This window comes from Methanohalobium evestigatum Z-7303 (assembly GCF_000196655.1).
Taxonomy (GTDB): domain Archaea; phylum Halobacteriota; class Methanosarcinia; order Methanosarcinales; family Methanosarcinaceae; genus Methanohalobium; species Methanohalobium evestigatum.
The window spans coordinates 1,706,886-1,719,614 of record NC_014253.1 but is presented as its reverse complement, the minus strand read 5'-3'; the positions used below and the strand labels follow the sequence as shown (position 1 = coordinate 1,719,614).

The following is a 12,729-nucleotide window of genomic DNA, read 5'->3' as shown; positions in this document are numbered from 1 at the left end:
ATTTTTAAATAATTTGCTAAACGATTGTATAGTGCATGTATCTGACCCAGAAGAATCATCTCCGTGCTGATAAGCAGACCTATGAAACTTTGAAGAGGTTGACCAAACTGTCCAAGAACCTGTACAATTTTATATTGTATAATATCAGACAGTACTTCTTCAATAATGGTAAATATCTCAATAAAGATACTGCTTATCACACAGTAAAAGAGAACGAGAACTATAAACTACTACCATCTCAGGTCGCACAGAATATTATGGAAACTGTAGACGGTAGTATGAAATCGTTCTTCAAACTTCTGGATAAGAAGAGAAAAGGAGATTACAATAAACCTGTTTCCCTTCTAAAGTATCTGGATAAAGACGGCAACTTCATATGTACTTTCAAGAAAGATCAACTGAAGGTTATCGATGATAAAATCAGATTATCTATGGGTTTAGATTATTACAGAACTTATGGAACCAAGTATCTGTATTTCAGGATACCTGACAACATAATAGGTCAATACATCAATCAGGTCAGTATCGTCCCGAAATATAAGGGTAGATGGTTCGAGATAGAATTTGTATATCATGAAGATGGAGAGATTGCTGAACTGGATTACAATAGCCATCTATCGATAGACCTTGGAGTGGACAACTTTGCAACCTGCGTGACGACCGGCGGGACTGCCTTCATATTAGACGGCAGGGTTATCAAATCTTACAACCGCTGGTGGAACAAGGAGAAGAGTAGGTTACAGTCAGTCTACGATAAACAGGATGTAGATAATGGTATCAAAATGGATAGATTCTTTAATAAAAGGTTCTGGAAGATAAATGATCTCATGAACCAGTGTGTCAATCACGTCGTTAAACACTGTCTGGAAAATCGGATAGGTAATGTCGTGATTGGAAAGCTGAAAGAAATAAAACAAGAACAAAACATCGGTAAAGAGAACACCCAGAACTTCCAGACGATACCGTTTGCTAGATTTAAACAGAAAATGGCCTCCAAATGTGAATACCATGGTCTAAAGTATCAAGAAGTAGATGAAGCTTATACCAGTAAAGTCGATGCACTGGCATTAGAACCTATCAGAAGACATAAAAAGTATCTTGGTAAAAGACCTAAAAGAGGAATCTTCCAGTCATCTACAGGTAGACTGATCAATGCCGATATCAATGGAGCATTGAACATCTTGAGAAAGGTAATCGGTGATTCTCTCGCAGGGATAACCGATAGTGGGGATGTGAACTCCCCTGAGAGAATAAGGTTTTTCGGTAACACATGCCGATAAATCAAACTTCTCCCGAAGCCTCTGAATCTTTAGCTCAGCGGTAGTTCACATATTGGTGGAAAGAAGTAAATACATCAAGGTATAATTATATATTGTAATAAAAGTATAGGGGTTTTCTTATTCATTCTAATAACTCTCTAATAAATGTTCAGTTTGCATCTGATTTTCCATTGGGTTCACATGGAAATCTATTTTATAACAGCCTTGATGAATTGATGGAATTATTACCATCTTTTTTTAAATCTGGAGTTGAAAACAACCAGTATTGTATCTGGGTTATTTCCGATTATGATTTTGTTACTGTTGAAAGGGCAAAGAATACACTAAAAAACACCGGGTTTGATGTAGATTTTTATATTGAATCCGATAAATTTGAAATAATACATGAAAACCAGCTCGGTTTTTCTGATTTTACAGGCGTTTTAAATTTCTGGAAACAAAAATATCTTAATGCTATAGATAATGGGTTCAATGGGTTGTGGATGATAGAAAACCTTACTCCTGTTTTTGAGAATTATCCATCCTATTATCTCAATTATGAAAGTCTATTGGATGAAATAATAAAAAATAGAAATATGGTGTCGTTGTGTAGCTACGACCTTACTAAATGTTCACAAAGTAATACACTTGATTTGATTTCCAGCCATGATAGAACATTACTGAAAAAAGATGGTGAATGGAAGTTTCTTGAGGAAAAATCAAAAACAGATAACAATACAATCTCCAGATTAAACAATACCTTTTATGAAAAAATACTTGACAGCATCTGGTTGGGAGTATGGGTTGTAGATAGTTCTGACAATGTAGTTTTTTTTAACAATACCATGGAATCAATTTTTGGTGTTCCAAGAGAGGAGATACTTGGAACAAGTTTTATGGATTATATTGCTGAACAGAGACCTGTTGGCGATTCTCGCCTTGAAGAGTTGTATTTACACACAAAAAAATCCCGAGAACCTGTGACTTATAATGCCCTTGCTTTTTTGACTCCTGATGGTAAAATGAGTTATCATAATGGGGTATTAATTCCACTTTTTAATGAAGCAGGAAATTATCAGGGTATACTTGGTACGGTTGAAGAGGCAACATCAACAAAAAGAAAAATCAGCGACGTGTCAATCTGTGATACACTGGAAGCAAAACATAAAATAGAAAAAATCTACGAAACCAGCCCTGTAATAGCGTTTTTGTGGAAAGCAATAAATGATTGGCCTGTGGAATATGTATCTGAAAACATCACATATTTTGGATATAAATCAGACGAGTTTTTATCAGGAAAGCTGACATATGCAGATATCGTCCACCCGGATGATGTTGATAAATTAAAATCGGATTTTTCAGTGTATGAAAAACAAAACAAAAATTCCTATTTCACCTCTGATTACAGGATTCTTACCAAAACAGGAGAAACACGCTGGGTGACCGAGAAATCATTGATTATACGTAACCAAAAGGGTGCTGTGAAATATCTTCAGGGTATAATTATCGACATAACTGAGCGTAAAAAAGCAGAGAAAACCTTACAGCTTGAGGAGTCACGCCTTGAAACACTTTTAAAATTGAATTATATGGCAGGAGCATCACTGCAGGAAATTACGGATTTTGCCCGTGAAGAAGCAGTAAGGTTAACTAATAGTAAACTTGGTTACCTTGCTTTCCTAAACTACGACGAATCAATACTTATAATGCACTCGTGGTCAGAGGGTGCAATGAAGGAATGTAAAGTAGAAAACAAACCATTTGTATATCCTGTAAAAACAACCGGTTTATGGGGGGAGGCTGTAAGACAGCGAAAACCAATTATTACCAATAACTATACAGAGCCAAGTTCTCTTAAAAAGGGTTATCCCGGGGGACATGTAGAATTGACAAGGCACATGAATGTCCCGATTTTTGACGGAGAACACATTGTTTTGGTTGCAGGAGTGGGTAATAAAGAGCAAGAATATGATGAGTCTGATGTTCGCCAGTTAACATTGCTGATGCAGGGAATGTGGAGACTGATTCAGAGAAAACAATTCGAAGAAGCATTGAAAAAATATTTGGATGAAATTGCCAATATCAATTCGGAACTCAAATCACTTGAAAAGATGAAAAATGAAATTTTAAACGGAAAACCAACATCAACTGATTATAAAGAATTGTTGGATAGAGAAACACTGGAAACAATCAATGAACAAAGGGACATTGCAATCAATACGATTATACGTAGTTCAGAACAGATAAACAGTTTAATAGGTTCTCTTCTGTATATGAGCATGGAAGAATCTGGTAAACTTGATTATACCTTTTCTTTGCTAAATATCAAAGAGCCTATAAACAGTGCCTATCTGAATTTAGCCCTCTCAATTGATGAAAAAGATATTGACTTAAATATTGATATACCAGAAAATTTGCCGGAGATTTATGGTGATAAAAATAAGTTAACGGACATGTTTACCTATTTAATAGACAATTCTTTAAAGTATACACCAAGGGGAGGAAATATTAATATAAGTGCTTTTAAATCTGAAAATAACTTATATATAAAAGTAAATGACAATGGTGAAGGAATCCCGAAAGATTTGGTTCCTACACTTTTCAAGGGGTTTAGTCATTCTGAAGATACATTAACTCATGGTTTGGAAAAATCGGGGTCAAGCCTTTATGTATGTAAAAAAATTGTAAATGCACACGGGGGTCAAATTTCGGTAGATAGTAAAGAGGAAATAGGGACCACTGTAACTATAGTCTTACCTTTAAAGGGTAGATATTCAGTTCAATAATTGGCGAGTGAATAAAATGAAAGCAGCATTATTGGGTACATTGTTTCTGTCTGATAAAAGAAAAAATATTTTGATGTATTTATTAGATGGACCCAAGAATATAGATGATATTAAAGATGAACTTGCAACCAATACCAGTGCAATAATGACACAAATGAAAATACTCATGGATCAGGGATTGGTTACTCATAATGCCGATGTTTATGAATTGACTACCATAGGAAATGTTATAGTAAAAAAAATGAAGCCATTATTGGATACATTAAATGTCTATGGTGAAAATAAACATTACTGGGAAACCCGGGATTTAAGAGCAATCCCTTCAAACCTTCTTGATAGATTTGAAGAAATAGGTCATAGCAGATTGATAGAACCGGACTTAAGCCATTTATTTGAGCCTCCAAATGAACTCGTAGAAAGTTTAAAATCAACACAGTATGTTATGACATTTTATTCGTTTTTCTGCCCAGAATTACCAACTACATTCACAGATCTGGTTAAAAGGGGTGTCAGTTTTGAACTCATCCTCACAAAATCAGTTTTCGAGCGGTTAAAAGATGAATTTTCAGAAGAACATCATATTATATCCGGTTCTGACAACGGATATTTGTACATATGTGACGACAATATAATAAAACCAGCTACCTTAGTTATAACCGATGACATGATGTTGGTTTCACTTTTTAATGAAGAAGGTGTATTTGACCACAAGAAGCTGATTAGTTTTGACTCATGTGCGTTACAATGGGCAAAGGAACTGTTTGAGTACTATAAAAACAAAGCAGAAAAGTAACATTGTAATATTTATCTTGTATCTGTTTTTATTTGTTATCAATAACGGTTTTTAATCCTGTTGTGAATATTAATTGTACGTTAATGAAATTAACGTGTTTAATAATATTTGAGTCTTTAACTTTGTTTTCAACTTTAATAATATTGATTTGCTTAATATATTACTTTAAGTTATGTTATATATTCTGCCCTCTTAATTGGTTAATGTAATACTATGGCGCTTAGCGCCTTATAGTGAATAATAATTTAGTGAGGCAGGAAGATGACAGAAAACAAATCAAAAGAAGATATTTTAAACGGATTAACCAATGCAGTTATTCAGGGTGACCAAGATTCTGCTAAAGAACTGGCAACAAAAGTGATTGAAAATGGGGGTGTGGTGGATCCCTATGAAGCAATTGTCGATGGGCTGGCAAAGGGTATGTCTATCATGAGTGACAAATATGAGAACGGAGAAGTATTTGTACCGCATCTTCTGGTAGCTTCAAACGCCATGTATGCGGGGATGAAAGAACTTACACCCTATATAAAAACCGATGAAGCATCAAAACAAGCCATAGTTATAATCGGAACAGTCCAGGGAGATGTCCATGACATCGGTAAAAACCTTGTAAAAACCATGCTGACTGCATCCGGATTCAATGCGATTGATCTGGGAAATGATGTTCAACTTGATGAATTTGTTGAAAAGGCTAAAGAGAATAAAGCTGATGCCATATCAATGAGTGCTCTGATGACTACCACTATGGGTGGTATGGAAACTGTTATTGATAAGCTCAAAGAAGAGGGATTGAGAGATTCTGTAATTGTCATGGTAGGGGGTGCACCTGTATCTGAAGATTATGCTAATGAGATAGGTGCAGATGCTACATTACCTGATGCAGATTCAGCAGCAGACTGGTTAAAAGATGCTGTGAAAGAACTCGAACCTGCTGAACGCAGATGGAGTGAAGAGAAAATCAGCACAAGCAAGGTAAAATACAGAGAAGAACTTGCAAAGAAGACGGTTTCTGAAGAAGTGGATATAGGAAGGGAAACTGCCAAAGAAATAATAGATGAAGTTGAAAGTGTAGGTACGAAAGGAAAAGAGGAGATGACATCTATAGAAAGAGTTACCAGTTCACTTGCAGATAAAAAGGTAGACCGTCTCCCAGTTTATCCACTGGCATGTGGTGTAACAAGAAAGTTTGTACCAACAACATATAAACAGTACGCAATCGATCCTGAAATGTTTGCACAGTCTGCCTATGCAGGTGCCAAGTATCTGGATTATGATATGTTTGTAGGTCTGATAGACCTATCGATTACAGCTGGTGACCTTGGTTGTGAAATAACATATCCTGAAGAAGATACACCATCCTCTAAAGGACATCTTGAAGATTATGAGGAAATAGAGGTTCCAGAAGTAAAAGAAGGAACACGTGCTTACGAACTTGTACAGGCAACTAAACTTGCAAAAGAGAAACTGCATGAAATCGGAAAACCGGTTGTAGGTTTCCATGAAGGTCCACTTTTGACCCTGACCCAGTTAATGGGTGCAGACAGAGTAATGATGGATATGAAAACAAATCCAGAGGTCGTACGTGATGCAGTAGATAAATGTGCTGATTATGTCAATTTGGTCACAGAGAAATTCTTTGAAGAGGATGCATGTGATGCATTATGTATAGATAATCTCTGGTCTAACAACAAAATAATGTCTGAAGATGACTACTGGAAATTCGATGGTAAATTTATTGTGGATAAACATGTACCATTGTTTAAAAAATATGACCAGCCGTACATGATTCACAGCTGCGCTGATTCAGTCCATTATGACACCCAGATTAGTAAATTCGGAACAGACCTCTTCAGTTATGCATACTATCCCAATGAAAGAGAACAGGGTTCAAAGAACTATTCAGATCTTATACCAAAATATGGTCATGAATGTTGTATGATGGGTGAAGTGGATCCTATACAGTTCATGGATAATTCTTCTGAGACGATTGACAAGATAAAAAGCGACACTGATAATGTACTGACTGGGGCACTTAACACATTGAATGAAAATGGTTTGCAGTCAAAGTATGTTGTGTCCACAGGTTGTGAGATACCACCGGGTGGTTCACTGACAGGTGTCAAAGAAATGATAGACCTTGTTAAAGAAAAAGGTCCAGGGCTTCAGAAAAAGACAATGGGGTGATATTTTCCTCTATTGTTCTAATTTTTTTATGAATTGAATAAATAAAAAAGGTGTAAAAATGAATTTTGGACTGGGCGTTGACACGGGTGGGACTTATACAGACACTATAATCATGGATATATCAACTGGTACTGTAATGGATACAAACAAATCTCTGACTACGTATCCTGAACTGATAACCGGTATTAAAAATGCACTAAATGGTTTAAACAGTAAGTATTTGGAAGATGTAAAGTTTGTATCAGTGTCCACTACACTTGCAACAAATTCCATTCTTGAAAGAAAAGGCAGACAAGCAGGTTTAATACTTATTGGTTATTCCATACATAAAAAATTATCTACAGATGTAGTAATATCTGTTAGTGGTGGACATGACGCAAACGGAGATGAAATCGAACCACTAAATGACCTTGATACACTTAAAGAATTTATCCTTGCCAACAAATCAAAAGTGTCCTCATTTGCAATATCTTCCTATTTTGGAGTGAGAAATCCTGAACATGAACTGCGTGTAAAAAAATTGGTTCAAAATCTTACAGAACTTCCTGTTGTTTGTGGACATGAACTGTCCCAGGATCTTGGAGCATATGAAAGGTCTGTAACGGCTTTACTAAATGCCCAGTTAATCCCTGAAACTAATCAGTTTATAAAATCAATACATTCTGTTATGGACGAAAAAAACATCACTGCAACATTAATGATGATGAAATGTGATGGTTCCCTTATAAAAATAGAAGAAGCTTTGAAGAAACCGGTTGAAACGATTTTTTCTGGTCCGGCTGCAAGTCTTGTAGGAGCTTCACATCTCACAAATCTTGATACCTGTGCAACCATTGATGTTGGGGGTACGAGTACTGACGTTTCCTTCATGTCAGATGGGATACCAGAGATAAGTGAAACAGGGGCTGTGGTGGGTGGCTGGAAGACGATGGTTAAAGCCATAAATATGGATACATCCGCAATGGGTGGGGATAGCCATGTATGGATTCAGAAAAAGGCATATACCGGTCCAAAAAGGGTTGTTCCTTTGTGTCAGGCGGCATCTGAATATCCCCAGATAACAGACAAATTGGAAACCAATAAAAAAAAGATATCCAAACGAATCATGGATGATGTTATACAGCCAACCACGTTTTTCATGAACAATGGTTCAGTAAAAACCACTCATGAGTTGGGAAGCTATGAGGAAAAAATATTTGATATAATAACAGAATCCGATGAACCTTTATCAATTTCTGATATAGCAAATAGGTCTCAAGATCATCCTTTGATGTTTTCGAATATATTAAGGTTACTGGAACAGAACAAATATATCAGCCAAATAGGTTTCACTCCGACTGATGCACTCCATGTTCTTAATGATTACACCAAATGGAATGCAAAAGCCTCTAAAATCGGTGCTGAATTACTTTCATACCATATTAATATGAATCCAGGTTCATTCAGTTCCTATATAAAAGAGGAAGTTATAAGGACAATTTCACTAAATCTTGTATCCTTTTTTGCAGATGATGTCGAAAAATCTGATATAGGCAAATTATTGAACAAATCCTCATATCTTAATATGAAAATGAACCTGCCTATTGTGTTGATAGGTGCACCTGTTAAAGCCTACTTGAATGATTTGAACACTTTTCTGGAAGCAGAGTTTATAGCTCCCGATTATTCTGAGGTAGGAAATGCGGTAGGTGCACTAATGGGGAATGTTATCTATAGGACAGAAACGTCTATAAAGCCCTATAAACTGGGAAGCAGTAAATATGTGGTATTTTCTGAATCCGGTAGAGAAATTTTTGAAAGCTATGAAAAAGCCAAAGATTATGCCCTTGACCTTACTAAAAGAATAGTTTTTGGGTATATGAAAAGCTATGATCTGGATGAAGACAGTATCCAGTTCAATCTTGATGAAAATGAAATCGGCAAAGGTATGGGGTCTCCGATAGAAACAAAACTGGTGGGTATTGGTGTCGGTAAACCTATTAATAAAGTGACAGGTGAAAATTATGATGGAAAACACAGTATCAAAACCGGTACACAGGTGCCAAACTGATTCAAATATAAGTTCAGACAGTTTAGAAGGGTTAGTAGAGCAGGCACGTGAAAAGGTGGGGATTGAAAATGTAGTGGGAGGACAGGAATTTATAAACCATCTGGATAGTGTATGCAGTAAGATAATAGATTTGTTGAGTTCATCATTTGGACCCAGAGGTTTCAATAAAATTATACTTAATCCAGTCAACGATATTTATCTAACCAATGATGGGAAAACCATACTTGAAGAAACCGACATACTGCACCCTGTGGTAACATCCTTAAAAGACCTTGCAGGTTCTATGGATAAAACCTGCGGAGACGGTACCAAAACAGCGGTTCTTCTGGCGGCTACATTGGTTAACAGGGCGATTCCACTCATAAATAGAGGTATCCATCCAACTATTATAATAGATGGTTACCAGAAAGCACTTAACAAATCTTACGAAATCCTTCAATTTGAAACTAAATCAGTTAAATCACAGGAAGATACTTATTCTGCGGTTTTTGCTGCAGCCTCAAGTAAAGGTATAGAAACCCATCAGGCTGAAAGACTTGCAAAAATCATGATTGATTCCATCAAACGATTAAATGCTATGTCAGAAAATACAGATTTGGATTTAAACGATAACGTAAGAATAATTAAAAAGACAGGAGCTTCTGGAATTGTTTCTTTAAATGGAGTTATTCTGGACGAGAAACCTGCAAGATTTGAAATGCCTGATTATATTGAATCTCCTAACGTTTTAATATTAAATCATGACCTTAAAGTGGATAGTGAATATCTAAATCCGCAACATAATATAAATATGGATTCATTTGGAACGGCTTACCAGTTTGAAGAATGTCGCAAGACTATTTTGAAAAATTATGCTGATAAAATCCTTGAAACAGGTGCTGATTTGGTTTTTTGTGAGGGTGAGGTTGACCCATATATAGAGTTTTTACTTACTAAAAATAATATATTGATGTTCAAGAAGATGAAGGTAAATGATATTGAGAAACTCTCCAGAGCAACAGACGCTGGAATATCATCTATAAAAGATGATTTAACAAAATCAATTGGATATGCCGATAAAATAGAGGTTAAAAAGGAAAACGGTGAACATCTGGTATATGTAACAGTAAACAGTAAAATGATAACAACTATTATTATCTGGGAACCTGTTAAATATAATCTTGAAAAAGTGGAGGAAGCAGCAGATGATGCACTGAATAATGCTGCATTTATTCTCAAAAATGGATTAGTTGTTGCTGGAGGAGGGGGTATAGAATTTGGACTTTCACAAATGCTTAAACTATATGCATCAACAATTGATGGTAAAGAACAGCTTGCAGTGATGGAATATGCAAAAGCACTGGAACAGATTCCCAGAATACTTGCATTCAATATGGGCATGAACCCAATAGATTCTATTGCAGATATGAATTCTTATTACAATAAGGGTATTGATTCAAGAATCGATGTGTCAGGTCAGGTTGTTAACAACAATCCACCGTTATATGATTCAGTTACTATTAAAAAACTGGCTATAATTTCTGCAACAGAAACAGCTACTAATATCTTAAGGATAGATGAAATAGTTCCAAAAAGGTAATATTCTAATTAAGTTTTATAGAATAAGTGGGGGTATAAGTTGAAAAAATCAGATTTTAATCCTGATACATTTGTAATGTATCTATACGTCCTGTTTGTAGTGGCTACTGTATTCTATTTTATTTTTACCCAATTTTAAATTGTTAATTGTTATAATTATCACTTAAAAAAGTATCCTGTTAGTAGATTCCATATTTTTGATTCAATCTACCTCTAACCATTGTCATTCAAATTTTGATATTAATATCATCAATACCTTTGATATCATCAGGCTTTTTTTTAATATTAAAGACTTTGATATATTACTTGAAGTTATGTTATATAATTTTCAAACGTATATAAGAGTAGAAATAATCAAACGAAATTTCTGTTATAAAGAAGGGTTCATAATGTATGGAATTGCAATGGATTTGGGTACAAGTGGTATTAGAGCACAGCTTATAGACCTTGATACAGAAGAAACAATAAAAACTGTACTTACAATGAGGCACCCTCTCCCTGGAGGTAACGTTATAGACCAGCTCGATTTTGCAATCCAGCTTGGTGAAGATGTTGCAACCGAGATAATCCAGGATACAGTTGAAGAAATAATAGATAATTTCAATATTGACCTTTTAGAGATTAAAAAATTATCTGTATGCGGTAATCCTATTCAGCTCTCACTTTTCCAGGACACAGAAATAAGAGACCTTGCTTATGCAGGGGAATCCATGCAAAAAGAACTGGGGGTTGAAAATGTAAAACGTGATGCAAAAGTTGTTCCTGCAAATGAGGTTTTCAAGAATCTTGATTTACCAAACTGTACAATCATTATTCCACCATCCATACAACATGAAGTCGGAGCGGATGCACTTGCAATGATGATAGAAACCGATTTTATGAATCAGAGAGAACCCTCAATGGTGACCGATTACGGTACAAATGCAGAAATGGCACTTAAAGTGGGTGACAGAATTATAACAGGTAGTGCGGCTGCAGGTCCTGCAATAGAAGGTCAGGGTATAAACTGTGGAATGCTTGCAGGTCCGGGAGCGATAACTGACGTAAACCCTGAAGGTAACTACTGGAGACTCACTGTTCTTGATGACAGTATGTTAGAAAGAAAAGGTGACCTTGTAAACCCTGTTGCTGGTGAAGTAATAGAACAATCGGAAACCAGAGCAATTGGTATAACAGGTACAGGCATGATTTCTTTGTTGTCAGTAGCTCTTGAAACAGGTTTGATAAAAACAATGCCTAAGTTGCCTGACGGCAGGTTGATCCTTGGTGGTGGTATTGAAATAACTGAGGATGATGTCAGAGAAGCAGGAAAGGCGGTTGGAGCTATCAGGGCTTCGCACCTTACAATGTTAATGGAAGCAGGATTGGATTTTAAAGACCTTGAAAACATGTATATGACCGGTGCATCAGGTACTTATGTAGATGCTGACAAAGCAAGAAAACTGGGTATTTGTCCCGGTTCGGCAAAAAATATAGTGCAATTTGGTAATACATCGATTTCACTGGCAAAAGAACTGATTCTGAACGAATCAAAGCTTGATGAGGTTGTAGAATTTGCACATAAAATAGAAACCGACCATCTGATGATGGCAAAAAGTGAAATGTTTAAGTTGATATATTCGTGTGAATTTTCGTACTGGACACAGGGTATGCCTCTGGAAATGTATGACCAGATGCTGAAAAGCTTTAATATACAAGGGCTCCCAAAACTTGCTGAAAACCCCAGAATTGAAAAACAGGTAACAAAAGATATCAACGACTTAGGTAAAGAGAGTGTTCAGGTATTAAGGGATCTGGGGATTGTTATTGAAAGACCAATTAAAAACTGCAGTTTTTGTTATATGTGTGAAGATAAGTGTCCAGAAAAAGCGCTACAAATAGTCAGTTATAAAGAGGATGTATATCAGGTACATGACAGTCAAAGATGTCTGGGTGTAAGCTGTAAGCGCTGTGTAGATGTATGTCCAAAGAAAGCAATACAATTTAAAAACGTCAAAGTGTTAAACGCCCATGAGTCACCTTTTGAAATCGAACAGGCATAACTTTTTATCAGCTCAGTACTGTTTTATTCATTTATTT

7 protein-coding genes are annotated in these 12,729 nt (G+C 35.9%); all 7 read left to right on the top strand.

All coding sequences use genetic code 11. The features are described from left to right. Nucleotides 1–35: 35 nt before the first annotated feature. The 7 genes from METEV_RS08550 (at nt 36) to METEV_RS08520 (ending at nt 12,692) form a co-directional block, all read left to right on the top strand. Entirely contained in the window at nt 36–1,280 is a 1,245-nt protein-coding gene (locus METEV_RS08550) for an RNA-guided endonuclease InsQ/TnpB family protein (RefSeq protein ID WP_013195116.1), read from the top strand. Nucleotides 1,281–1,450: 170 nt separating this feature from the next. Then, a complete protein-coding gene (locus METEV_RS12100) occupies nt 1,451–4,045 on the top strand; it encodes an MEDS domain-containing protein (RefSeq protein WP_013195115.1) in 2,595 nt (864 codons plus the stop codon). A 16-nt stretch (nt 4,046–4,061) separates the two neighbouring features. Next, entirely contained in the window at nt 4,062–4,838 is a 777-nt protein-coding gene (locus tag METEV_RS08540; RefSeq protein ID WP_013195114.1) for a helix-turn-helix transcriptional regulator, read from the top strand. 261 nt (nt 4,839–5,099) lie between these two features. Next, nucleotides 5,100–7,022, top strand: coding sequence for a uroporphyrinogen decarboxylase family protein (locus tag METEV_RS08535; RefSeq protein ID WP_013195113.1), 1,923 nt, complete (start codon nt 5,100–5,102; stop codon nt 7,020–7,022). A gap of 58 nt (nt 7,023–7,080) precedes the next feature. After that, nucleotides 7,081–9,072, top strand: coding sequence for a hydantoinase/oxoprolinase family protein (locus METEV_RS08530; RefSeq protein ID WP_013195112.1), 1,992 nt, complete (start codon nt 7,081–7,083; stop codon nt 9,070–9,072). After that, nucleotides 9,026–10,651 carry a TCP-1/cpn60 chaperonin family protein gene (locus tag METEV_RS08525; protein ID WP_013195111.1) on the top strand — a complete coding sequence of 542 codons (1,626 nt, stop codon included), beginning with the start codon at nt 9,026–9,028 and terminating at the stop codon, nt 10,649–10,651. The genes METEV_RS08530 and METEV_RS08525 overlap by 47 nt, the downstream gene beginning before the upstream one ends. A gap of 388 nt (nt 10,652–11,039) precedes the next feature. Continuing rightward, nucleotides 11,040–12,692: a methylamine methyltransferase corrinoid protein reductive activase gene (locus METEV_RS08520; RefSeq protein WP_013195110.1), complete on the top strand. Its 1,653-nt coding sequence runs from the start codon at nt 11,040–11,042 to the stop codon at nt 12,690–12,692. The last annotated feature ends 37 nt before the right edge of the window (nt 12,693–12,729 follow it).

Coding starts and splice junctions, on each gene's coding strand:
- METEV_RS08530 (WP_013195112.1), top strand. CDS start 7,081: ATGAATTTTGGACTGGGCGTTGACACGGGTGGGACTTATACAGACACT.
- METEV_RS08550 (WP_013195116.1), top strand. CDS start 36: ATGTATCTGACCCAGAAGAATCATCTCCGTGCTGATAAGCAGACCTAT.
- METEV_RS08525 (WP_013195111.1), top strand. CDS start 9,026: ATGATGGAAAACACAGTATCAAAACCGGTACACAGGTGCCAAACTGAT.
- METEV_RS08540 (WP_013195114.1), top strand. CDS start 4,062: ATGAAAGCAGCATTATTGGGTACATTGTTTCTGTCTGATAAAAGAAAA.
- METEV_RS08520 (WP_013195110.1), top strand. CDS start 11,040: ATGTATGGAATTGCAATGGATTTGGGTACAAGTGGTATTAGAGCACAG.
- METEV_RS08535 (WP_013195113.1), top strand. CDS start 5,100: ATGACAGAAAACAAATCAAAAGAAGATATTTTAAACGGATTAACCAAT.